Origin of the sequence: Klenkia marina (assembly GCF_900101025.1) — a bacterium.
Taxonomy (GTDB): Bacteria; Actinomycetota; Actinomycetes; order Mycobacteriales; family Geodermatophilaceae; genus Klenkia; species Klenkia marina.
In genome coordinates this window covers 885,094-907,895 of sequence record NZ_FMUH01000001.1, presented here as the reverse complement: position 1 = coordinate 907,895, position 22,802 = coordinate 885,094, and the positions used below count along the sequence as shown (strand labels likewise).

The window sequence follows — 22,802 nt, the reverse complement described above, 5'->3', positions numbered from 1 at the left end:
GCGGTGAAGGCGTGGTTCCTGATCTCGCTGCAAACCTTCGGCGGTCCTGCGGGGCAGATCGCGGTGATGCAGCGCTCCTTGGTCGAGGAGAAGCGCTGGATAGGGCAACGCCGGTTCCTGCACGCGATGAACTACTGCATGCTGCTGCCCGGACCCGAGGCCCAGCAGATCGCCACCTACGTCGGCTGGCTGCTGCACGGCACCCGCGGCGGCCTGGTCGCCGGCGGCCTGTTCGTCCTGCCCGGCCTGCTCGCCCTGCTCGTGTTGTCGGCGATCTACGTCGCCTTCGGCACCACCACCGCCGTCCTCGCTGTCTTCGCCGGCCTGGCTCCCGCGGTGCTCGCCGTGGTCGCCCAGGCCGTCACCCGGGTCGGGAAGAAGGCACTCACCAGCCCGGCTCTGGTCGCCATCGCAGTCGCGGCCTTCGTGGCACTCACGCTTTTCGGTACGCCGTTCCCGGTCGTCGTCGCCCTGGCCGGTGCTGCCGGGTGGGCGATGGGCCGGTTCCGGCCCGGGCTGCTGCGCGAGCGGAGGAAGGCCGCCGCCGTCGACGACGGTCCACCGCCGGTCATCTCCGACGACGCCCTGCACACCGAGACCCCCTCCGCCGGGCGCACCCTGCGCACCCTGGTGGTCGGGCTCATCGCCTGGGGCGTGCCGCTGGTGATCGTCGCCGTGCTCACCGGCGCCCACTCCACCCTGACCGAGCAGGGCCTGTTCTTCTCCGGCGCCGCGGTGGTCACCTTCGGCGGCGCCTACGCCGTGCTCGCCTACGTCGCCCAGCAGGCCGTCACCGTCTACGGCTGGCTGTCCCCGGGGGAAATGGTCCGCGGCCTCGCGCTGGCCGAGTCGACACCCGGGCCGCTGATCATGGTCGTGCAGTTCGTCGCGTTCCTCGGCGCCTACCGGGCCCCCGGCGACCTGGACCCGTGGGTGGCCGCCGTCCTGGCCTCGCTGCTGGTCACCTGGGTGACTTTCGTGCCCAGCTTCCTGTTCGTGCTGCTCGGCGCTCCTTACATGGAGCGGCTGCGCGGCAACCGCACGCTGTCCGCCGCCCTCACCGGCATCACCGCCGCCGTCGTCGGCGTCATCGCCAACCTCGGCGTCTACTTCGCCGTGCACACCCTCTTCGCCGACAGCAGTCGCGTCAGCTGGGGACCCATCGCCCTCGAACTACCCGACGTCAGCACCCTGCGGCCGGTCGCCGTCGTCCTGACCGTCGTCGCGGCGGTCCTGCTGTTCCGGGTCAAGCTGTCGGTGCTGAAGACCCTCGGCATCTGTGCACTCCTCGGCCTCGCCGCCGGCCTCGCCGGGCTGCCCGTCATCTGACCCTCGCGACGACCACGAACCCCGGTATTCGGTCCTACGAGATGCAGCCCAGAACTGCGACCGAAACCCGAGGCGTCGCGACCTGACTCAGGAGGGTCGCTGGTGGAGATTGAGGCGGCGGAGCAGTTGGGCGTTGAGCGCGACGACGACGGTGGAGGCGGACATGAGCAGGGCTCCCGCCGACATGGGCATGACGAAGCCGATCGGGGCGAGGACGCCGGCGGCGAGGGGGACGGAGATGAGGTTGTAGCCGGCTCCCCAGGCCAGGTTCTGCATGCTCTTGCGGTAGGTCGCGGTCGACAGGTCGATGACCGAGACGACCGAGCGGGGGTCCTCGCTGGCTAGCACGATGCCGGCGGAGGCGATCGCGACGTCGGTGCCGGCCCCGATGGCGATGCCGACGTCGGCCTGGGCGAGTGCGGGGGCGTCGTTGACGCCGTCGCCGACCATCGCCACGCGGCGTCCTTCGTCCTGCAGCGCGGAGACGGTCGCGGACTTGTCCTCGGGGCGGACTCCGGCGAAGCAGCGGGTGATGCCGAGCTGTCCGGCGACCGAGGCGGCCACCGCCTGCGCGTCGCCGGTGATCATGACGACCTCGACGCCGCGGGCGCGCAGCTGGTCGACCGCGGCCCGGGACTCGGCTCGTACCTCGTCGGCCAGAGCCAGGGCTCCGGCGACCTGGTCGTCGACTAGGACGTGCAGGATGATCGCGCCGTCCTGACGCCACTGGTCGGCGACGGGCAGTTCGTGGGCGCCGGTCTGCTCGAGCAGGGCCGGCCCGCCGACGGCGACGGTGCGCCCGTCGACGGTGGCCTGCACGCCGACGGCCGGCGACGAGGTGAAGCCGGTCGCGGCCGGCACGGTCACCGCCCGGTCGGCGGCGGCTCGGACGACGGCGCGGGCCAGCGGGTGCTCGGAGTCGGCTTCGGCGGCCGCGGCCCAGGCCAGCACCTGCTCCTCGTCGGCGCCGGTGTCGGCTGGCTGGACCGCGGTGAGGGTGGGGCGGCCGAGGGTGAGGGTGCCGGTCTTGTCGAACAGCACGGTGTCCACGGAGCGCATGGCCTCCATGGAGACCCGGTCCTTCACCAGGACGCCGGCCCGGGCGGCGCGCTCGGTGGCGATGGAGATGACCAGGGGGATGGCCAGCCCGAGGGCGTGCGGGCAGGCGATGACCAGCACGGTGATGGTGCGGATGACGGCCTCGTCGGGGGACCCGAGCAGCGACCACACGATCGCGGTGACCACCCCGGAGCCGAGGGCGAACCAGAACAACCACCCGGCGGCGGTGTCGGCCAGCCGCTGGGCGCGGGAGCCGGAGGCCTGGGCGTCCGCGACGAGCTTCCCGATGCCGGCCAGGGCGGTGTCCTCGCCGGTCGCGGTGACCTCGATCCGGATGCCGGAGTCGGTGGCGACCGTGCCGGCCACCACCGTCGAGCCGACGTCGCGGCGCACGGCCCGGGACTCACCGGTGATCATCGACTCGTCCACCGCGGCCGACCCGTCGACCACGCGGCCGTCGGCCGGGATGCGCCCGCCCGGGCGCACGAGGACCACGTCCCCGACCACCAGCTGGTCGGGGGTGACGGTCTCCAGCTGTCCGTCGCGCAGCCGCTCGGCCTCGTCGGGCAGCAGCGCGGCCAGGGAGTCCAGCGCCGAGGCTGTCTGCGCCAGCGACCGCATCTCCACCCAGTGGCCCAGCAGCATGATCACCACTAGCAGGGCCAGCTCCCACCAGAAGTCCAGCCCGTGGCGGACCAGCCCCAGCGTGGCCGCCCACGACGCGACGAAGGCGACGGTGATGGCCAGCGCGACCAGCAGCATCATCCCCGGCTGCCGGGCCCGGATCTCCGACACGGCGCCGGTGAGGAAGGGGCGCCCGCCCCACAGGTAGATGACCGTGCCCAGCAGGGGTGACACCCACCCGACCCAGGTCACCCCGGGCAGCGGGTAGCCGATGATCGAGGCGAACATCGTCGACAGCGCCACCGTGGGCACCGCCAGCAGCAGGTTCCACCAGAACAGGCGGCGGAACATCGCCACGTGGTCCCCGTGCCCCCCATGGTGGGAGTGCGCGTCGTGGGCCCCGTAGTGAGCGCCCTCGTGGGTGTCGCCGTGGGCGGCGGGGGCGTGCGCGTGGTCGGTCGCCATGGTGGCCTTCCCTGATACCTAGGGGGGGTATGCCGTACACGCTCCGGTATACCACGGGGGGGTATACCTGACCAGTCGCCGAGGAACTCGGCGGCGGGGGTCGCCGACCGGCCGACGGCGGAGCTCCGGTGCCGGGGACGCGCACGCCCCCGGCCACCGGAGGACCTACTGCGTGGACAGGTCCTGGAGCAGCTGCTCCATCTCGGTGATCTCCGCGCTCTGGGGGGTCTTGATGTCCTGGGCCATCGCGACGGCGTCGGGGTCCTCGCCGTCGGCGATCTCGGTCTGCGCCATGCCCACCGCACCGGTGTGGTGCTCGAGCATCATCTGCAGCCACATGCGGTCGAAGTCGGTGCCGGAGGAGTCCTGGAGGGCGAACATGTCCTCCGCGCTCATCATCCCGCCCATGCCGGAGCGGTCCATGCCGGAGTGCCCGCCGTCCTCCTCGTCGGAGGCGACGCCCCAGTCCTGCAGCCAGCCGTTGAGCGTGTCGATCTCCGGGCCCTGGGCCGCCTGGATCCGCTGGGCCAGGTCGAGGACCTGCGGATTGGTCGACCGGTCGGGGACCATCTTGGCCATCTCGACGGCCTGCTCGTGGTGGGGGACCATGTCCTGCGCGAACGTCACGTCCGCGGTGTTGAAGGTGGCGTGGGCCGGCACCGAGCTGCTGGCGGCTGGCTGGTCGTCGCCGCTGGAGCAGGCCGCGAGGGCGAGGCCGCCGGCCAGCAGGACGCCGGCCAGCCGGACGGTGCGGCGGTGGGTGGTGCGGGTGGGCAGGGTGGAACGCACGATCGTCTCCTGAGGATTGGGTGGCCGAGCGCAGGGCTCGGCCCGAGCGGATGTGGCCGAAAGCGGGCGCCGTCAGCCGTAAGGCTGGGCGCAGCGGCGTTCGGCCTAGATCCGCAGCACGCAGAGACGCGCGAACTCCGGGGCAGGGAGGGACGGTCGATGCCGATCGAGGACGGCGCGCACCGCGGTCGTTGCACGCCGGGTCATGGAGCGGGCTCGGCCACGCGCGAGCCAGGCCGCCAGTGCGGCCAGCGCGACACCGATGCCGCCTGCGAGGACGGCCAGGCACACCATCAGCGCGTGCATCGCGGCCGAGTGGCCCGCGGGTACGTCCCCGCTCGCAGCGTGGGCGGACGGGACGACGTGCGGCGCGGCCTCGGCGCCCTCAGGGGATGCGTGGCCATCGGCGAGTGCCATCTGCATGGCGACGACGCCGTGCTTGGGTGAGGCGTCCGCTGTGGGTTCGGCGGCCATGCACTGCAGGCCGTGCACGGCGAAGACGGCGGCGAGCAGGAGCAGCGCCCAGCCCAGCCGAGCCCTCATGCCACACCTCCTGCCACCGGCGGATACCCCACCAGGGTACCCATGGGCGACTTGTCGTCCACCCGGCGTCAGGACTGCTGGTGGTCGGCCAGCAGGTGGTGAGGGTTGGCTTCGTGGGCTCGCGGATCGGTCAGCATCCATCGCGGAGGCTCGTCGGCCGAGCGGGTTGCCGCGACGACGCGTGTAGTCAGGCGTCATCGTCGACGTCCAGAAACCCCCGTTTGTGACACGACACTGGTCAGATCGACCGCAGGTCACAAAACGCCAGGTTCATCGCTGCGGTGGCGGGACCGAAACCCGTGAGCGAGGCGCACGATTGGCGTCGGAGCCTCGAGCGGGTGACGTGTCAGCTCTTCGAGGGTTACCGATATCGGACCACCCGCAACCTCATGAGCAACAGAGGGCTGGGCCGGTGACACGGTGTCGCGGTGCCCACTGGGGGCTGACCGCGTGGGCTTGCTTTGCCCGCTCTGGGCCGCGCCACAGCTGCGTCTCGTGCCCGCGGCCGGGTGCACCTCGAACGAGTGTCGCCGCGTGAGCCCAGCTCGGCGGCCTCTTCGCCGCCCGCGTTCCGTGCCCGCTACGTGCCCGTGGGGATGGCGAGAAGGAGTCAGAAGCGGTCGCCAGCGGTGGAAGCCGCAGCGCGCTGAGCTGCGATTCCCCATTTCACCCAGGGCGCGTGAGAAGCATCAGCATTCTTGGGAACTGCTAGGGGTTCACGCTCCTCGAGGGTTCGAATCCCTCGCCCTCCGCTGTTGCCTGGTCGTCCACCACCCTCGCGGCTGCCCGGTACCTGTCGGCGAGGGTCGCGAAGGCGGCCGCGAGCTCGGGTGGACCGACGACCTCCATGGGCGCCGCGAACCGGCCGTAGGAGGAAGCAAGGGCTCCCCAGGACCACGAGCCGGACTCGAGGCGGCAGCTGTGCTCGTCGACGGCGGTGACGGTGCCGTCGCCGGCGAAGGGTAGGACCTCGCGGGCCGGCAGCTGCAGGACGACGGAGCCGCGGCAGGGCCACGCGTCGGTGTCCGCACCCTTGAAGCGGGCGGACACGAACTCGTCGACCTCGCCGCCGGGCACCGTGCGCGGGGTGAAGCGTGGTCCGTTGGGGGTGCGCGGGCGTACGCGGTCGACGCCGTACAGGCGCCAGTCGGCGCGGTCGAGGTCCCACCCGAGCAGGTACCACCGCCCGTTCGAGGTGACGAGGTGGTGGGGTTCGGTGCGGCGCGGCGGGGGCGGGGGCTGCTCGTCGACCTCGCCGGCGCCGCGTGGGGGGTGGTCGAAGCGGAGCGTCTCCCGGTCGCGGATCGCGTTGGCGAGCACGACCAGGACGTCGAGGGCGACCGCCGTCCGGGGGGCCTCTCCGGGGCGACCGACCACGGTGACCTCCAGGGCGTCCAGGCGATGCCGGAGCCGGGAGGGCATGACCTGCCGGACGGTGGCCAGGGCGCGGACGGCGGCCTCCCCGATCCCCGCCCCCAGGGCGGGAGCGGCCTGCAGGGCGACGGCCACCGCGACCGCCTGGTCGTCGTCGAACAGCAGTGGGGGGAGCTCGGCCCCGGCGTCCAGGCGGTAGCCGCCGTCCGGCCCCATGGTGGCCCGGATCGAGTAGCCCATCCCGCGCAGCCGGTCGACATCGCGCCGCACGGTGCGGTCGCTGGTGCCCAGTCGCTCGGCGAGCAGCGAACCCGGCCAGTCCCGGCGGGTCTGCAGCAGGGACAACAGGTCGAGCAGGCGCGATGCCGTCGTCATGTCCTCCACTCTCGATCAGGTCTAGGACAGTAACTGACCTATACGGGGTCGAGACTAGGTGCATCGAGCCGATCGGGCCGAGATCACCTAGGAGCAGCGATGACCATCCAGACCACCACCCACCTCAACTTCCGCGGAGATGCCCGGCAGGCGCTGGAGTTCTACCGGTCCGTGTTCGGCGGGCACCTCGTCGTGAACACCTACGCCGACTTCGGGATGCCGGCCGACGTGCCCGGCGCCGACAAGGTCGTGTTCGGTCTCGTCGCCGCGGAGGACGGCTTCCGCGTCATGGGCTACGACGTCCCCGGGGAGAGCGCCGGTCCGCTCGTGGGCGGGGGGTCCACCCGCCGGGAGAACGGCACCACGATCACCGACCAGGCGCTGTTCGTCTCAATCGGGGCCGCCGGTCTGGAGGAGCTGCAGGGGTACTGGGACGCGCTGGCCGTCGGTGCCACGGTCGTCGAGCCGCTGGCCGCCTCCGCGTGGAGCGCCGGTTTCGGCATGCTCACCGACCGCTTCGGCGTGACCTGGAGCGTCAGCGTCACCGCCTGACCAGGCCCCTGCCGCGGCGCGGGCGCACCCGACCTGCGCCGCGGCACCCCTCCGCTCCACCCGTCACCCGGGGCTGTCGGCAGGTGGAGGAACCGGACATGGACGGGCTGACCGTCTCGACGTCCCGCGGAACGGGAGCTGCCTGTGCGGTCGGTGCACGACGCCGGTCCGGCGCGGGGATGCAGTTGGACCCGCCCGGGCGCCTGACCTGCCCCGACACCGTCACGTGTGCCACAGTGAATGCGTGGAGCAACCACCGCGCCGACCCCGGGTGACCGGTGCGGTGGTGGCCCGGGAGGCGGGGGTCTCGGCGGCCACGGTCAGCTACGTCCTCAACGACACCCCGGGCCAGAGCATCCCCGAGAGCACGCGCCGCCGGGTGCTGGACGCCGCGGCGCGGCTGGGCTACCGGCCCAACGCCGCCGCCAGGTCGCTGCGCGTCGGGCGCTCCGACGTCGTCGTCGGGCTCGTGCCGGACACGGGCTACACCGCCACCTTCAGCGCGCTGATGGCGACGTTGGCCACCTCGCTGTCCGCGGTCGGGCTGTCCCTGCTGCTGCAGCCGGCCCCGCTGGGCACCTCCCGGCTGGCCGAGCTGCTGCGCACTGTTGACCCGGTCGGCGTGGTCGCCCTGACCCCGGTCGACGACGACGTCGTCGCGTCGCTGCAGGGCTCGGGGGTGCGGGTGGTCGTGGGCATCGCCGGCACCGGTGACCTCCGTCCCTGGCAGGTGCAGTTCGGGTCCGGGGAGTTCGGGGCGACCCAGGCCCAGCACCTGCGGGACCGCGGGCACGACCGCATCGGCCTGGTGCGCTGGGCGCGCGAGCACCCCTCCGCCACCGACCTCGGCCGGGCCTCGGCGCTGCTGCGGGTGATGGCGGACGCGGGCCAGGCGCAGATCCCGGTCCTGGACGTGCCGACCGACCCCGACGCGGCCGAGCAGGCGCTAGTCACGTGGCTGCGGGACCACCCCGAGGTCACCGCGGTGGCCACCATGGACGACGACGTGGCCGCCCTCGTGGTCTCCTCGGCCGACCGGCTGGGCATCGCCGTCCCGGGCAGCCTGGCGGTGGTGGGCGCCTACGACTTCCCGATCGGCACCCTCGTGCGGCCGGCGCTGACGACGGTCCGCGCCGACCTCGGCGCCCTCATCGACCGGTTCACCGAGATCATCCGTTCGGCGGTCGCCGACCCGGCGTGGCCGCTGCCCGGGCGCATCGCGGTGGACACGGCGCGGATCGTGGTGCGGGGCAGCACCTGAGCCCTGCAGGGGTCACGAGGCACGGAGGCCGGGGCCAGGAGCCTGCAGGACGACGTCGACCAGGCCGTCGACCTCGGCGTCGGCCAACAGCGCCACCGGCAGCAGGTACCGGCGGACCCACAGCCCCTCCACCGCGGTGACGGCGGTCGCGGCCTCGCTGCCGCAGGCGGCCCGGACGCGTTCCCGGAGGGGGACCAGCAGGACCTGCTCGGCCGCCTCGTGCAGGGTCGGTTCGCGGGTCGAGCGCGTGAGGGCGGCCGCGACGACCAGCTCGGCCTGCAGCAGCGACTCGGTGAGCCGGCGCAGGAGCGCGGTCAGCTGCGCCCGGGCGCTGCCCGGGCTGCCCGGGGCGACAGGCAGGGGGTCGGTCGCCCGCACCGCCGCGGCGAGGAGGTCGACCATCGTCGGCCACCGGCGGTGGATGGTGGCCTTGCCGACCCCGGCGTGCGCCGCGATCGTGTCGACGGTGATCCACGCCCCCCGGGTGGCCAGGAGGTGCTGGGTCGCCTCGACCACCCGCGAGGTCGCGGCCGGGTCGCGGGGCCGGCCGACGCGGCTCCGGTCCTGCTCGTCCCGGACGTGTGCAGCAGCGGACACGACGACGACCCCCTCGGCGGCCGGCGGACCCGGCCGAGGTCCACTTCATGGTTCAAGTCCGCCCGGGGGTGCTCCGGGGCCGGATCAGTCCTGGGTGCGCCGGAACAGGCGGGACAGCACGATCTCGGTCTGGGTGCCGGTGACGTCGGGCAGGCCGCGGATGCGCTGCAGCACCTCCTCGAGGTGCCGGACGTCGCGGGTCTGCACCTGCACCACGGCGTCGGGGACCCCCGAGACGGTCCAGGCGCTGACCGCCTCGGGGACACCGCTGAAGTCCTCGGTGAGCCGACGCGGGGAGACCACCCCGGAGTACGACACCTCCACGTAGGCCTCGGTCGACCAACCCAGCGCCACCGGGTCGACCACCGCGGTGAACCCGCGGATGGCCCCCGACGCCAGCAGCCGGTCGACCCTCCGCTTCACCGCCGGGGCGCTGAGGTTCACCTCGGCACCGATCTCGGCGAAGGTGGCCCGGGCGTCGCGCTGCAGCGCGACGACGATGCCGCGGTCGATGTCGTCGACGTCCATGCGCCAAGCATTGCACCACGGGCGCTCTGTACGCAACGGATCGTCGTGCAGACGCATTCGACGGGGATCGACTGCGTGCGGGCCGCACCGCACGATGGTCGCCGTCCGTCCGACGAGAGGTGATCCGTGACCGTCCTGCAGCCGGCCCCCGAGGTGGTGCGCACCGCGCGCACCCGGCACTACGTGATGTGCCCGCCCACCCACTTCGAGGTGGTCTCGGTGCTCAACCCGTGGATGGACCCCGCCGTGCCCGTGGACCGCGACCTCGCCATGGGCCAGTGGTCCGGGCTGGTCGCCGCCTACCAGGGCCTGGGTCACCGGGTCGAGCTGCTGCCGCCGGTCGCCGGCCTGCCGGACATGGTCTTCGCGGCCAACGGGGCCACGGTCGTCGGCGGCCGCGCCCTCGGGGCGCGGTTCACCCACCCCGAGCGCCGTCCCGAGGCCGCCGAGCACCGGCGCCTGCTCGCCGAGCTGGGCGTCGAGGTGCACGAGCCGGTGCACACCAACGAGGGCGAGGGCGACTTCGCGGTGGTCGGCGACCTCGTGCTGGCCGGCACCGGGTTCCGCACCGACCGCGCCGCGCACGCCGAGGCCCAGGAGCTGTTCGGGCTGCCGGTGGTCTCGCTGCAGCTGGTGGACCCGCGCTTCTACCACCTCGACACCTGCCTGGCCGTGCTCGACGACACCACCGTCGCCTGGTTCCCCGGGGCCTTCTCGACCGGCAGCCAGCAGGTGCTGCGCACACTGTTCCCCGACGCCGTCGAGGCCTCGGAGGCCGATGCCCTGGCCTTCGGCCTCAACGCGGTCTCCGACGGCCGGCACGTGGTGCTGCCGGCCACCGCCACCGGGCTGGCCGCCGACCTGCGCGCCGCCGGCTTCGAACCGGTGCCCGTCGAGCTCGACGAGCTGGTCAAGGCCGGTGGCAGCGTCAAGTGCTGCACCCAGGAGCTGCGCGGACTGCGCTGAGGTCGCCCCCGGGCGCGAGTGCGCAGTTGCGGTCGTCCGGCGCGGCGGGTCGCCGCGTGTCGGCGACCGCAACTGCACAGTGGGGCGGCGGGCGTTACCGGGCGCCGGTGGGGCCGCCGGCGGAGCGCCCGCGGCGGCGGTGCTTGGGGCGGGCGGAGTCGCCGTGCGGGGGGCCGGCGTCCGAGCCCCGGCCCCGCGCGCTGCGGTCGAAGGCGTTCGGGTCGGTGCGGCCGCCGGCCCCGACGTCGGACTTCCGCGGTTTCCGTCCCCCGGCCCCCCGGCCGGCGGACGACGCAGCCGCACCCCGGCCGGACGACGTCCCTCCGGCACCCCGGCCGGACGACGTCCCTCCGGCCCCCCGGCCGGACGACGTCCCCCCGGAGCGGCCCGACGACGCGCGCGGCGGGCGGCGGTCCGACGACGGCCGGCCCGACGGGCGGGTGCCGCAGTCGCGGCAGGTGGTGAACCAGGGGGCGATGCCGACCCCGCACGAGGTGCACCGCGCCGCGCCGGTGAGGGCGATCGCGTCGGGCAGCAGCTCGGTGATCCGGTTCGCGCAGAGCTCCTCGACCTCGGCGGCGTCCTCGCTGGTCAGCCCGGCGACGCCGGGGAACGACCGCAGCAGCGTCTGGGCCTCGCGGGCCTGCGCGGCAGCGGCCTCGTACTCCTGCACGGTCGTGCCGCGCGGCACGGCGGGGAGCACGAGCTCGCGCGACACGGCCAGCCCGGCCTGGTGCTGCAGGGCGGCGCGGGCCAGCGCCAGCCAGCGCACCTTGCGCGGCGGGTCGTGGTCGATGGCCAGGTTGACCAGGCGCCAGACCGTCCACAGGTCGGTGGCCAGCGGGCCGCGCAGCATCGGCAGCAGGGCGTGCACCCGCAGCACCAGGCCGCTGACGTCGTCGGGGGTCATCGCCTCGGTGCGGGTGGCCGTGCGGGCCCACACCGACCAGCGCATCAGCGCCTCGGGCAGGTCGACCGCCTCGAACGCGCCGAGGTCCTCGAGCTCGGGGCGCAGCCGCGGCTTGCGGTTGGGCAGGTCGCTCATGACGTCGCCGCGCGCGACGGCCGCGCCGGCGGCGACCAGCGACGGCATCGGCTTCAGGCCGGCGATGCCACCCAGGACGCCGACCTGGCCGTGACCGGTGAGCCCGTAGCGCCCGGCTCGGCCGGCGATCTGCGCGGCCTCCCAGGTGCGCAGCGGGCGCATCTCGGTGCCGTCGAACTTCTGCGTCTCGGCGAACAGCACCGTCGTGGCCGGCACGTTGATCCCGTGGCCGATGACGTCGGTGGTCACCAGCACCTCGAGCTCGCCGCGGGTGAACCGGGCGATGACGTCGCGCCGGGTCGCCGGCGGCAGCGCCCCGTAGAGGACGCCGACCTTGCCGCTGCGGTGCGGGTCGAGCTGGGCGGCCACCGAGTAGACGGTCTTGCGCGAGAACGCCACGACCAGGGTCTGCTCGCGCACCTGCGCCGGCTTGACGGGGGCCGGGAGGACGTCGAGGCGCGAGAGCCGCTTGTGGTTGACGACCACGACCTGCTCGGCATCGGCGACCAGCGGCTTGAGCAGCAGCAACGCCTCGGCGGCCGAGATGAGGTGCATCTCGCGGTACTCGCCGGTGAGCAGCAGCCGGGCCCAGTGGTGGCCGCGGTCGGGGTCGGCGACCCAGTGCGACTCGTCGAGCACCAGCAGCTCACCGCGCGGCGGGGCCTTCTCGACCGTGCAGCAGACGATCGGCGCGTGCGGGTCGATCTCCTCCTCGCCGGTCGACAGACCCACCTTGCCCGGGCCGAGCTGGGCGGTGAGCTTGGCGTAGGCCTCGTGCGCGAGCTGGCGCAGCGGGGCGGCGTAGACGCCCGAGCCGGCGGCCGCGAGGGCCTGCAGCGACTCGTAGGTCTTGCCCGAGTTGGTCGGGCCGAGGTGGAAGACCACGTGCTCGGGCCGGGCGGTGCGCACCGGCAGGGCCGGCTCGGCGCCGTCGACCCAGGTCTGCTGGGCGGTGCGCTCGGCGCGGTTGCGGGTGGCCTGCGCCGAGGTGCGGTCACCGGGGGTGCGCACCCGGCGGCGGGCGGTGGGGGAGGGAGGTGTCACGGTGTCCTTCGGGTCCGGGGGCGGTCGGCGCAGTGGTGCGCTCGGGACCTGCCAGGGGCAACAGCGGCCACGGCCGTTCTGTGCCCTCCTCCACCGTGCCACACCGACCACCCTCCGGGGGGTGAGGAACGGCACCATGCCCGAAAGTCCCCGCCGAGCTGCGCCGATGTCCCGCCCGTGCCCCTCGCCGACGCCCCGCGCCGCCGTGCGCCCGGCGTCCCGTGGCTGCGCCCGGTGCGCCCGGGTCTGACCCGCCTGGTCGCTGCCCCCCTGCTGCTCAGCGGCGCGGCGCTGCTGGCCCTCACGCTGGTCGTGCTGCCCGCCGCGGCCGGGTCCTGGGTGGGCTGGGTGCTGACCGCCACCCTCGCGGTGCACGCCGCCGCCGTGTGGGTGGTCCCCGCGCGCACCGTCGCCGGTGACCTGGTGGTCGCCTCCGCGGTGCTCACCGCGACCGCCGCCGTGGCGGTGAGCACCGTGCTCCTCGCCGGCACCCTGCACGCCTGGGCCATCCTGCTGGGCCTGCCGGTGATCTACGCCAGCAGCATGTTCCGCCGTGCCGTGGCCATCGCCGCCACGACGCTGGCCTGCGCGGCGTCGGTCGCCGTCCTGCTCATCACCTCGGCCGACGCGAGCGCGCCCGAGTTCTGGGTCGACGTGGCGCTGGTCTGCGGGTGCCTGGTCATCCTCGCCGTCTTCGTGGTGCACGGGATGGAGCACATCGCCGCGCTGCTGGCCGAGCTCGAGCGCACCGCCGCCGTGGACGGCCTCACCGGCCTGGTCAACCGGCGGGTGCTCGACGCGGCACTGGCCGCCTCGCTGTCCACCGCCGTGGCCGAGGCCGGCACCGCCCTGGTGCTGGTCGACCTCGACCACTTCAAGGCGGTCAACGACCGGCACGGGCACCCGGTGGGCGACGCCGTCCTGCGGCACGTCGGGTCGGTGCTCGCCGCTGCCGTGCGCAGCACCGACGCGGTGGTCAGCCGCTTCGGCGGCGACGAGCTGGCGGTGCTGCTGCCCGGTTGCCCGGTGGACGTCGCCCGTACCCGCGCCGGCGACCTCGTCGCCGCGGTGCGCGGCACCCCGCTGGTGCTGGAGGACGGGACCACGGTGCCGCTGAGCGTCAGCGTCGGGGTGGCGCACGCCCCCGAGCACGCCGTCGACGTCCGCACCCTGTACTCGGCGGCCGACGCCGCGCTCTACGCCGCCAAGCGAGCCGGACGCGACGGCTTCGCGGTGGCTGCGGGCTGACCGCTGTCCTCGCTGCCCGCCGCGCCCCGTGCTGATGGTGTGGCCTGCGTCATGATTCCTGCCGTCCCGTGCAAGAGAACTGACGGGACGAGCAAGAACATGTGACCTGCGCCGCGCCATGCTCCTCGCCACGACCAGCGAGGAGCACCCATGGAACCCACGACGACGGCGACCGCGCTCGCGGCCGCCATCCGCCGCAGCGAGGTCAGCCCGGTGGAGGTGGCCGAGTACTACCTGGACCGGGTGGACCGCCTCGACGGCCCGGTCAACTCGATCGTCTGGCGCGACGACGAGCGCCTGATGGCCGACGCCCGCGCCGCCGAGAAGCAGGTCGCCGAGGGCGGCGACCTGCCCCCGTTCCTCGGGGTCCCGATCCCGGTCAAGGAGCTGACCACCGCCGCCGGGCAGCCCAACACCCGCGGCTCGCTGGGCTTCAGCGACCAGGTGCAGACCGAGGACGACCTCTGCATCGGTCTGCTGCGCCGGGCGGGTGCACTGTTCATGGGCCGCTCCAACAGCCCCGAGCTCGGCCCCATGTCGGTGTCGGACAACCGGCGCTACGGCAGGACCGCCAACCCGTGGGACCTGTCCCGCACGGCCGGGGGCTCCTCCGGCGGGGCGGCGGCCGCGGTGGTCGCGGGCCTCGCCCCGGCGGCGCAGGCCTCCGACGGCGGCGGCTCGATCCGCATGCCCTCGTCGTGCTGCGGCACGGTGGGCCTCAAGCCCTCCCGCGGCCGGGTGCCCCAGCTGGTCGGCGCCTGGGACCACGGCGTCACCGACGGCATGATCACCCGCTCGGTGCTCGACGCCGCCGCGTTCCTCGACGTGCTGAGCCCCTTCGACCCGCTGGCCTGGTACTCCGCACCGCAGCCCGAGCGGCCCTTCGCCGAGGAGGTCGGCCGGGACCAGGCCCCGCTGCGCATCGGCCTGCTCACCGAGGCCCCGACCGGGCTGCCGGTCGACCCCGAGTGCGTGCTCGCCGCCCAGCGGCTGGCCGCCGAGCTCGAGCGGCTGGGCCACGTCGTCGTCCCGGCGACCCTGCACGGGTACTCCGAGCCGGCCGTCCGCGGGTACCTCGACGTGATCGTCAACGCCTCGCTGCTCGTGCTGCCCTACGAGGACGCCTCGCTGGCCGAGCCCTACATCCAGCACCGCATGGCCCGCGGCCGCGAGCGGCACGCGGGGGAGTACGCGGCGGTCGACGCCCTGCTGCAGATCGAGACCCGCGCGGTCAACGCGCAGTGGGGCCGCGACTGGGACGTGCTGCTCACCCCGACCATGGCCACGGTCGCCCCGCCCATCGGCACGGTGCTGGAGGAGGCCAACGCCGACCCCGAGGGACCCCGGGTCGCCGAGAACCAGATGATCTCGTTCACCTCGTTCGTGAACATCGCCGGGCTGCCGGCGATCAGCCTGCCGGTGCACCGCACCCCCGAGGGCATCCCCGTCGGCGCGCAGCTGGTCGGCGGCCCCTTCGACGAGGCCACGCTCGTGCGCCTGGCCGCCTCCGTCGAGCCCGCCTTCGGCTGGACGACGTCCCTCCCGCCCGCGTTCGCCTGATCCGCCCACCCACCCAGAGGAACCCGATGAAGCGCTCCTTCCTGTCCCCCCTCGGGCGCGGCCTGCTCGCCGCGCTCGCCGGTGCCCTCGTGCTCACCGGCTGCTCGTCGTCGACCGACGGCGGCGGCTCCGGTGGTGGCGACGGCGCCTCCAGCCAGGCCGCCGCCGACGCGATGACCGCGGTGGACGCCGCCTACGAGGGCACCAGCACCCAGCCCCCGACCGACGCCCCGGCCGTGGCCGAGGGCAAGACCGTGTGGGTGCTCTCCGCCTTCCAGCAGGTGGCCAACCTCGCCTACCTCACCGACTCCACCGTCGAGGCGGCGCAGTCGCTGGGTTGGGGCACCGAGGTGTGCGACGGGCAGAACAACACCGACGGGGCCTGGGCCAAGTGCGTGCGGCAAGCCGTCGCGGCCGGTGCCGACGCCATCGTGCTCGAATCCATCGACTGCGCCCCGGTGGCCCAGGCGCTCGCCGAGGCCAAGGCGGCCGGCGTGCTCATCGCCTCGCTGACCTCGTTCGACTGCGACGACCCCACCCAGGGCGGCGGGCAGCCGATGTTCGACGTCACGGTGCCCTTCGTCGGCGGCGCCACGATCGCCGAGAGCTACCAGAAGTCCGGTCAGCTGCGCGCGGACTGGGTGGTGGCCCAGACGGGCGGTGCGGCCAAGGTCGTGCACGTCGAGTTCCGCGGGGTCGCGTTCGGCGAGTACCTGGCCGACGCGTTCAACGAGCGCATCGCCGAGTGCAGCGGGTGCGAGATCGTGGGCACCGTCGTGATCACCCCGGCCGACATCCCCGTGCTCCGGCAGAAGTTCGAGACGGCGATGCTGCAGCACCCCGAGGCGAACGCGGTGGCCGTCGACGTCGACTTCATGCTGCAGGCCGGCATCCAGCAGGCGCTGACCACCTCGGCCACCACCGACCTGGCCGTCGCCGGTGGCGAGTGCAGTCGTGACTCGGTGGGCTACCTGCACACCGGCGGCGGCATCGAGATGTGCGTCGGGCAGTCGCTGGGCTGGCTCTCCTACGCCGGTGTCGACGGTCTCGTGCGGGCCTTCGCCGGCGAGCAGGTGGTCGACTCCGGCCTCGGCGAGCAGCTGGTGGACGCCGAGAACAACCTCCCCGCCGAGGGCGAGTGGTACACCGGCCCGGTCGACTACGCGGCCGACTACCGGGCAGCCTGGGGTGTCTGACACCGCCGTCGCGGCCCCGCCGGACACCGCCCTGCGGCTGTCCGGCGTGGGCAAGACCTTCGACGGCGTCCCCGTGCTGCGCGGGGTCGACCTCGAGGTGCGGGCCGGCCGGGTGCACGCCCTGCTCGGCGGCAACGGGTCGGGCAAGTCGACCACGCTGAAGATCGTGGCCGGCGTGTACTCCGCCGACCCCGGCGGCACGATCACCGTCGGCGGGACCCAGCACCCCGCCGACGGGTTCAGCCCGGCAGCGGCGCACGCCGCGGGGCTGCGGTTCGTGCACCAGGACCTCGGCCTGGTCGACGACCTCACCGTCGCGGAGAACATGGCCCTGGTGCACGGCTTCCCCGGCCGCGGAGGCATCGTCGGCTGGCGGGCGCTGCGCCGGCGCACCGCCCAGGAGCTGGCCGACGCCGGTCTGGCGATCGACCCCCGCGCCCGGGTGCGCGAGCTGCGCCCGGGTGACCGCACCCTGTTGGCCGTCGCCCGGGCCCTGCAGGGCGGCGCGGCCGACCGGCCGCTGGTGCTGGTGCTCGACGAGCCGACCGCGAGCCTCCCGCGGCACGAGGTCGACGGGTTGCTCGCCGAGCTGCGCCGCCGCCGGGCCGAGGGGCACGCGGTGGTCTACGTCAGCCACCGCATCCCCGAGGTGCTGGCCGTGGCCGACGACCTCACCGTGCTGCGGGACGGCACCGTCGCCTACAGCGGCCCGGTCGAGGGCCTCGACGAGGCGGCCATCGTCACCCTGATGACCGGCGCGGCCTCGGCCGAGGCGCTCGCCGTGCCGCACCCGGCCCCCGACCGGGAAGGCGACCCCGTGCTGCGGGCCCGTGGCCTGGAGTTCCCCGGGGTCGGGCCGGTGGACCTGGACCTGCACCCCGGCGAGGTGGTCGGCGTGGCCGGGCTGCTCGGGTCCGGGCGCAGCCGCCTGCTGCGCGCTCTGTCCGGCCAGCTGCCGCGCACCGCCGGCACGCTCGAGCTGGGCGGGCGCACGGTCGGCCACCGCAGCCCGCGGGCAGCACTGGCCGACGGCATCGCGTACGTCCCCGAGGACCGCGCCCGGGAGGCAGCCTTCGCCGACCGGCCGCTGTGGGAGAACGTCTCGGCGATCGCCTACCCGCGGTTCGTGCGGCCGTGGGGGGTCGCCCGGCGGGCGGAGAAGAAGGCGGCGATGGCCGCCGCCGCCCGGTACGCCGTGCGGGCCGCGCACGCCGACGTCCCCTTCGCCGCCCTCTCGGGCGGCAACCAGCAGAAGGCGGTGCTGGCCCGCACCACCTGGACCGAGCCCCGCGTGCTGCTGCTGGACGAGCCCAGCCAGGGCGTCGACGCGATGGCCCGCCGCGAGATCCACGCGTTGGTGCGCCGGCACGTGGCAGAGGGGGAGCGGGCCGCGCTCGTCGTCTCCTCCGACTTCGCCGAGCTGGCCGCCCTGTGCGACCGGGTGCTGGTGGTGGGCGGCGGGCGGCTGCGCACCGAGCTGACCGGCGCGCAGCTGCAGGAGGACGTCATCGCGCACGCCGCCCACACCGAGACCCCCGACCGACAGGACCCCCGATGACCATGACCAGCGAACCGACGGCGGCCGCCGCCGTGCCCGACGTGCCCACCCCCGCGCCGACGCCCCCGCCGGCCGCCCGCCCCCCGGTGCGGGTCGGGGCCCTCGTCGAGCGGTACGGGCTGGTGCTCGTGCTGTTGGGCGTCGTCGCCTTCTTCTCCCTGGCCCCGGCCTCGGGCGAGGCGTTCCGCAGCCCGGCCAACTGGCTGGCGCTCACCGCCAACCAGGCCGTCACGCTCACCGTGGCGCTGGCCCTGCTGTTCCCCATGGCGGCCGGGTTCTTCGACTTCTCCGTCGGCGCGGTCGCGGCGACCTGCTCGGTGATCACCGCGGCGGCGATGAGCGCTCACCAGTTCCCGCTGCCGGTCGCGATCGGGCTGGCCCTGCTCGCGGGCGTGCTGATCGGCGGCCTGCAGGGCGTGCTGGTCGCCTACCTGCAGATGAACCCGTTCATCGCCACCCTCGGGACGGCGACCCTGCTCGGCGGCGGCATCTTCGCCTACACCGGCGGGCTGCAGATCACCCAGGGCATCTCGCCCTCGCTCACCGCGGTCGGGTCCGGTCGCTGGGCCGGGCTGCCCAGCATCGTCGTGGTCTCGGTGGTCCTGGCCGCGGTCTGCTGGTTCGTGATGGCCCAGACCGCGTTCGGACGACGGCTGTTCGCCGTCGGGTCCAACGCGGCGGCCGCCCGGCTGGTCGGCGTCGACGTCCGCCGGGTGCAGCTGTCGGCGTTCGTGCTCTCGGGGCTGGTCGCCTCGGCCGCCGGCGTGCTGCTGCTGGCCCGCCAGGGCGCGGCCACCGCGGACAACGGCATGACCATGCTGTTCCCCGCGCTGACCGCCGTCCTGCTGTCGACGATCGTCATCGACGTCGGGCGGCCCTCAGTGCTGGGCACCGTGATCGGCGTGCTCTTCCTGGCCGTGAGCACCAGCGGGCTGACCCTCATCGGGTCCCCGGCCTGGGTCAGCCAGGTGTTCTCCGGTGCCGCCCTCCTGCTCGCGGTCGGCGTCGCCGGCCTGGGTCGACTGCGTCGGTCCCGGTGAGCGCCCCCGTGAGCGGCCCGGCGAGCGCCCCGGGTCTGGTGCACCGGTTCTCCATCCGGGCCGAGGTCGGCCCCTACCGCCGGGTCGGGGACGTCGTCGGCGGCGTTCTGCAGGTCATCCCGATCACCGGGGGCACCGTCACCGGCGCCGGTCTGGACGGCGAGGTGCTCGACGGCGGCGCGGACTGGGCGGTGTTCCGGCCCGACGGCAGCGTGCTGGTCGAGGCGCGCTACCAGATCCGCACCGCGGCGGGCACCATCATCGACATCCTGAACACCGGGTTGGCCGGCCGCCCCGCGGACGGCGAGGAGGTGCCCTCGTACTTCCCCACCAGCCCGACCTTCCGGACCGACGTGGAGGAGCACCGGTGGCTGCTGGACAGCCTGTTCCTGGGGTGGGCGCGGGTGACGCCAGAGGCGACGACGATCGAGGTCTTCGAGGTGCTGGCACCGCCGGCGTGACCAGCACCGCGCCCACCCGGCTGGCCGGCTACCTGGGCAAGGGCGAGGCGTTCGACCGGGGGCCGGCCGGCATCCCCGCCGACGACATCAAGCTGTCGTGGGGCGGGCCGGGCGCCACGCTGAGCATGACCGCGTGGCAGTTCGGCGACCTGGACTTCGCGCTGTTCGAGGGCGACCAGGGGGTGTCGGTCGAGCCCGCGGTGCGCCAGCGTGCGCCGTGGGCCGGGCTGGTGGTGGGCATGTGCCTGGGCGGGGAGGTCGCCCTGGAGCAGGTCGGCCGGTCGGTCGTGCTGGGCGAGGGCCACTTCACCTTCTTCCACGGGCACGCCCCCTACCGGATCACCACCCCCGGGGCGCACCGCTGGCTGGTGTGCCGGTTGCGGTTCCTGCGGATCGGGACGGACACCCAGTCGGTGTCCGGTCTGCTGGCCGGGGACATGACGGCCACCGGGACGGCGGGGGAGCTGCTGGCCGGCCTGCTGCGCGGTTGCGCGGAGTCGCGGGACACCCTGCGGCCCGGCGGCAAGCTGCACTGCGCCGACGCCATCCACTCGCTGGTGCGCGCGGTCGTCGACGAGGGCGTGGCCCCGGCGGGCCCGCGTCCGGCCACCGACCCGTTCGGGCTGTACACGCAGTGGCTGGAGGAGCGGATCCAGACCCCGGGGCTGGACGCCGAGCAGGTGGCCGCGGCGCACCACGTGTCGGTGCGGCACGTGCGCGCGGTGTTCGCCGGCAACGGCAGCACCGTGTCCTCGTTCGTGCGCGAGCGGCGCCTGGAGCACCTGCGGCACGACCTGCTCGACCCCTCGCTCACCACCTACACGGTCGCCGGGCTGGCCCGCCGCTGGGGCCTGGACAACCCCGCGGCGGCCAACCGCCTGTTCCGGGCGCAGTACGGCCAACCGCCGGCCGCCTACCGCAAGCTGAACTCCGGGGTCTGATCCCCCGACCGGGTGAGGCGGCCTGCGGCCGGGGCGCGCACCGGCCGATGGTCGAGCTGTGCAGGTACCGGGGGGACTGAGGGCGCGTGAGCCGGTCGCGGCCGCGCGCGCCGCGGCGACGCTCACCGGGTTCAGCGGGGTGGTGCTGCTGCCCTGGGCCCTGTTCCTCCCACCGCTGCTCGCCCCCGCGCAGATGGCCGCGTGCGTGGCCGTCGCGCTGCTGCTGTTCGGCCTCACGTGGGGGCTGGCACGCGGGGACGCCGAGCGCCTCGACCGCGCCGGGGCCACGTTCGCCGTCCCGGTGTTCGGCTGCGCGGTCGTCGCGGCCACCAACGTGCTCACCGGCGACGTCTCGGCGTCGGCCCAGATCTTCCTCATCGTGCCGCTGCTGCTGGGCGCGACCCAGCTGCGCCGTCTCGGCGCGCTGCTCACGGCGGTGTTCGGCGTGCTGGCGTCCGGCGCGGCGACCGTGGCCATGAACCCGACCTCGCAGGGGTTCACCGACGCCGTCGTCGTCGGGTCGGCCATGCTGGCCGTCGCGGTGGTGCTGGCGCGCGCGGCCGACCGCCGCGACGAGGCCTTCGCCGTCCTGCACGAGCAGGCCAGCTCCGACGGGCTGACCGGGCTGCTGCGCCGCCGTGCGCTGGACACCGCGCTGGGGACGGCGCTCGGACGCGGTCAGGTGGCCCTGCTCATGGTCGACGTCGACGGCTTCAAGCAGATCAACGACGCGCACGGCCACCTGGTCGGCGACGACGCGCTGGTGCACCTGGCCGACGTGCTGCGCAGCCAGGTGCGGCACGACGACTGCGTGGTCGGGCGCCTCGGCGGCGACGAGCTGGTGATGGTGCTGCCCGGCTGCGCCCGCGAGGGGGTCGCGGCCCGCGCCGCGGACCTGGTGGCCGCCGTCCGGGCCGCGCCGCTGGCCCTCGCCGGGGGCGCGCGGCTGGCGCTGACGATCAGCGTCGGTGCTGCGCACGCCCCCTCGGACGCCGGCGACCTGTCGGCCCTGTACGCCGCCGCCGACGCCGCGCTGTACCGCGCCAAGCGGGCCGGCCGCGACCGCTTCGCCGTCGCCGCCTGACCATCGCCGCCTGACCATCGCCGCCTGACCGCGGCCGCCGGACCCGCGCCCCGCTCAGCCCGGGCGCAGGGCGCGCAGCAGCGTGCGCGGGGTGAGCCGGCCGTCGGCCAGGCCGAGGGCCACCACCTCGTCGAACACCCGCTGGTCGCCCGCCGCGGCACCGAACGCGGCGTCCATCAGCCACGGTCGGCTGCTCAGCCGCGAGGCCGCGGTCGAGTGCCGCAGGTGGGTGCCCAGCCGGGCGGCCAGGGCCCGGCGCAGCGTGCGTCCGGCCTCTGCCCCGCGGGCGGCGGCCGCGCCGGCGAGCGCCCCGGAGAGCACCGCGTAGAAGATGCCCTCGCCGGTCAGCGGGTTGATCAGCGACGCGGCGTCGCCGGCCAGCAGCACCCGGCCGTCGGGCTGCCGCGGCCGGCCGGTGGACAGCGGTAGCCGGTGCGCCCGCAGGCCCTCGGGCGCGACCCCGGGCAGCAGCCGGTGCAGGCCCTCGACCAGCCCGGCCCGGGTGGCGCCGGCGCTCACCAGCTCGCCGTACCCGACGTTGGCCCGGCCGTCGCCGATCGGGAACGACCAGGCGTAGGCGGGCCAGCGCTGCTCGGTCGTGGTGATGACCTGCACGCCCTCCTGGCCCGCCGCGGCGTACCCGCGGATGGCGACGGCCAGCCGGTCGGGTCGGTTGGCCCCGATGCCCAGGGCCCGCCGGACGACGGACTCGGCGCCGTCCGCGCCGACCAGCACCCCGGCGGTCAGCAGGCCGTCGACGTCGACGCCGTGCGGGCCGGGCGTGATCCGCCGGACCGTGTGCCGGCGCAGCCGCGCCCCCGCGGTCAGCGCGGCGTCGAGCACCCGGCCGTCGAGCACGGCCCGTGGGACGACGACCGCCGGCCGGTGCATCGTGCGCTCGACGGTGCGGCCGGCCGGCGAGGTCAGCCGCAGCCGGGGCACCGCGGGGTACCCGTCGGTGATCGCGGCGACGTCGGCGTCCAGCGCGGCCAGGACGTCGAGCGCCTCGGGTGCGATGCCGTCGCCGCAGACCTTGTCCCGCGGGAAGTCGGCGCGGTCGAGGACCAGCACCGACGCCCCGTGCCGGCGGGCGGACAGGGCGGCGGCCGCCCCGGCCGGTCCGCCGCCGACCACGACGACGTCCCAGCGCTCCACGGTCGCGA

General features: G+C 74.8%; 20 protein-coding genes. 12 read left to right on the top strand and 8 right to left on the bottom strand.

All coding sequences use genetic code 11. From position 1 onward, the window contains the following. Window positions 1-3 precede the first annotated feature (3 nt). Entirely contained in the window at window positions 4-1,329 is a 1,326-nt protein-coding gene (chrA, locus tag BLP29_RS04465) for a chromate efflux transporter (RefSeq protein WP_092800098.1), read from the top strand. Between the two features lie 87 nt (window positions 1,330-1,416). On the opposite strand, the gene BLP29_RS04460 is transcribed toward chrA, so the two are convergent. From BLP29_RS04460 to BLP29_RS04445, 4 genes are all read right to left on the bottom strand, one after another. After that, window positions 1,417-3,477, bottom strand: coding sequence for a heavy metal translocating P-type ATPase (locus tag BLP29_RS04460; protein WP_092800096.1), 2,061 nt, complete (start codon window positions 3,475-3,477; stop codon window positions 1,417-1,419). A 165-nt stretch (window positions 3,478-3,642) separates the two neighbouring features. Then, entirely contained in the window at window positions 3,643-4,266 is a 624-nt protein-coding gene (locus BLP29_RS04455; protein WP_092800094.1) for a DUF305 domain-containing protein, read from the bottom strand. Window positions 4,267-4,371: 105 nt separating this feature from the next. Then, window positions 4,372-4,809: a hypothetical protein gene (locus tag BLP29_RS04450; protein WP_092800092.1), complete on the bottom strand. Its 438-nt coding sequence runs from the start codon at window positions 4,807-4,809 to the stop codon at window positions 4,372-4,374. 708 nt (window positions 4,810-5,517) lie between these two features. After that, window positions 5,518-6,558, bottom strand: a complete 1,041-nt coding sequence (locus tag BLP29_RS04445; protein WP_092800090.1) for a helix-turn-helix transcriptional regulator — start codon at window positions 6,556-6,558, stop codon at window positions 5,518-5,520. A 99-nt stretch (window positions 6,559-6,657) separates the two neighbouring features. On the opposite strand from BLP29_RS04445, the gene BLP29_RS04440 reads away from it, so the two are divergent. Both BLP29_RS04440 and BLP29_RS04435 read left to right on the top strand, forming a co-directional pair. Next, the gene (locus tag BLP29_RS04440) at window positions 6,658-7,110 is read left to right on the top strand and encodes a VOC family protein (RefSeq protein ID WP_092800088.1); all 453 of its coding nucleotides are present in this window, start codon (window positions 6,658-6,660) and stop codon (window positions 7,108-7,110) included. Window positions 7,111-7,354: 244 nt separating this feature from the next. Further along, entirely contained in the window at window positions 7,355-8,371 is a 1,017-nt protein-coding gene (locus BLP29_RS04435) for a LacI family DNA-binding transcriptional regulator (RefSeq protein ID WP_133379027.1), read from the top strand. Between the two features lie 12 nt (window positions 8,372-8,383). Here BLP29_RS04435 and BLP29_RS04430 read toward each other — a convergent pair whose 3' ends face one another. Together BLP29_RS04430 and BLP29_RS04425 are read right to left on the bottom strand one after the other, a co-directional pair. Beyond that, a complete protein-coding gene (locus BLP29_RS04430) occupies window positions 8,384-8,968 on the bottom strand; it encodes a TetR/AcrR family transcriptional regulator (protein WP_092800084.1) in 585 nt (194 codons plus the stop codon). Between the two features lie 84 nt (window positions 8,969-9,052). Beyond that, a complete protein-coding gene (locus tag BLP29_RS04425; RefSeq protein WP_092800082.1) occupies window positions 9,053-9,496 on the bottom strand; it encodes an Lrp/AsnC family transcriptional regulator in 444 nt (147 codons plus the stop codon). 126 nt (window positions 9,497-9,622) lie between these two features. On the opposite strand from BLP29_RS04425, the gene ddaH reads away from it, so the two are divergent. After that, window positions 9,623-10,462, top strand: a complete 840-nt coding sequence (gene ddaH, locus BLP29_RS04420; RefSeq protein ID WP_243469681.1) for a dimethylargininase — start codon at window positions 9,623-9,625, stop codon at window positions 10,460-10,462. Window positions 10,463-10,556: 94 nt separating this feature from the next. Here the strand turns inward: ddaH and BLP29_RS04415 are convergent, their stop codons facing one another. Next, window positions 10,557-12,551, bottom strand: coding sequence for a helicase-related protein (locus BLP29_RS04415; RefSeq protein WP_243469680.1), 1,995 nt, complete (start codon window positions 12,549-12,551; stop codon window positions 10,557-10,559). A gap of 177 nt (window positions 12,552-12,728) precedes the next feature. Between BLP29_RS04415 and BLP29_RS04410 the strand changes: the two genes are divergently transcribed. The 8 genes from BLP29_RS04410 to BLP29_RS04375 all read left to right on the top strand — a co-directional run bounded on the left by BLP29_RS04410 (window position 12,729) and on the right by BLP29_RS04375 (window position 21,639). Beyond that, window positions 12,729-13,799 (top strand): GGDEF domain-containing protein, encoded by a 1,071-nt coding sequence (locus tag BLP29_RS04410; RefSeq protein ID WP_243469679.1) that lies wholly within the window; start codon window positions 12,729-12,731, stop codon window positions 13,797-13,799. Between the two features lie 150 nt (window positions 13,800-13,949). Next, window positions 13,950-15,359 carry an amidase gene (locus BLP29_RS04405; RefSeq protein WP_092800078.1) on the top strand — a complete coding sequence of 470 codons (1,410 nt, stop codon included), beginning with the start codon at window positions 13,950-13,952 and terminating at the stop codon, window positions 15,357-15,359. A gap of 26 nt (window positions 15,360-15,385) precedes the next feature. Beyond that, entirely contained in the window at window positions 15,386-16,555 is a 1,170-nt protein-coding gene (locus BLP29_RS04400; protein ID WP_092800076.1) for a sugar ABC transporter substrate-binding protein, read from the top strand. Beyond that, the gene (locus BLP29_RS04395; protein WP_165839275.1) at window positions 16,548-18,113 is read left to right on the top strand and encodes a sugar ABC transporter ATP-binding protein; all 1,566 of its coding nucleotides are present in this window, start codon (window positions 16,548-16,550) and stop codon (window positions 18,111-18,113) included. The genes BLP29_RS04400 and BLP29_RS04395 overlap by 8 nt, the downstream gene beginning before the upstream one ends. Before the next feature lie 2 nt (window positions 18,114-18,115). Next, entirely contained in the window at window positions 18,116-19,153 is a 1,038-nt protein-coding gene (locus BLP29_RS04390) for an ABC transporter permease (RefSeq protein WP_165839274.1), read from the top strand. Next, window positions 19,150-19,614 carry a DUF3237 family protein gene (locus BLP29_RS04385; RefSeq protein WP_165839273.1) on the top strand — a complete coding sequence of 155 codons (465 nt, stop codon included), beginning with the start codon at window positions 19,150-19,152 and terminating at the stop codon, window positions 19,612-19,614. Before BLP29_RS04390 ends, BLP29_RS04385 begins: the two co-directional genes overlap by 4 nt. After that, on the top strand, window positions 19,611-20,555 hold the full coding sequence (locus BLP29_RS04380; protein ID WP_092800067.1) for a helix-turn-helix domain-containing protein: 945 nt from the start codon (window positions 19,611-19,613) through the stop codon (window positions 20,553-20,555). The genes BLP29_RS04385 and BLP29_RS04380 overlap by 4 nt, the downstream gene beginning before the upstream one ends. 58 nt (window positions 20,556-20,613) lie before the next feature. After that, window positions 20,614-21,639 (top strand): GGDEF domain-containing protein, encoded by a 1,026-nt coding sequence (locus BLP29_RS04375; RefSeq protein ID WP_092800065.1) that lies wholly within the window; start codon window positions 20,614-20,616, stop codon window positions 21,637-21,639. Between the two features lie 54 nt (window positions 21,640-21,693). On the opposite strand, the gene BLP29_RS04370 is transcribed toward BLP29_RS04375, so the two are convergent. Next, window positions 21,694-22,794, bottom strand: coding sequence for an NAD(P)/FAD-dependent oxidoreductase (locus tag BLP29_RS04370; RefSeq protein ID WP_092800063.1), 1,101 nt, complete (start codon window positions 22,792-22,794; stop codon window positions 21,694-21,696). Between the last annotated feature and the right edge of the window lie 8 nt (window positions 22,795-22,802).

Bases quoted from the DNA above. Each gene is read 5' to 3' on its own strand.
- BLP29_RS04460 (WP_092800096.1), bottom strand. From the start codon at position 3,477: ATGGCGACCGACCACGCGCACGCCCCCGCCGCCCACGGCGACACCCAC.
- BLP29_RS04450 (WP_092800092.1), bottom strand. From the start codon at position 4,809: ATGAGGGCTCGGCTGGGCTGGGCGCTGCTCCTGCTCGCCGCCGTCTTC.
- BLP29_RS04445 (WP_092800090.1), bottom strand. From the start codon at position 6,558: ATGACGACGGCATCGCGCCTGCTCGACCTGTTGTCCCTGCTGCAGACC.
- BLP29_RS04440 (WP_092800088.1), top strand. From the start codon at position 6,658: ATGACCATCCAGACCACCACCCACCTCAACTTCCGCGGAGATGCCCGG.
- BLP29_RS04425 (WP_092800082.1), bottom strand. From the start codon at position 9,496: ATGGACGTCGACGACATCGACCGCGGCATCGTCGTCGCGCTGCAGCGC.
- BLP29_RS04405 (WP_092800078.1), top strand. From the start codon at position 13,950: ATGGAACCCACGACGACGGCGACCGCGCTCGCGGCCGCCATCCGCCGC.
- BLP29_RS04400 (WP_092800076.1), top strand. From the start codon at position 15,386: ATGAAGCGCTCCTTCCTGTCCCCCCTCGGGCGCGGCCTGCTCGCCGCG.
- BLP29_RS04390 (WP_165839274.1), top strand. From the start codon at position 18,116: ATGACCAGCGAACCGACGGCGGCCGCCGCCGTGCCCGACGTGCCCACC.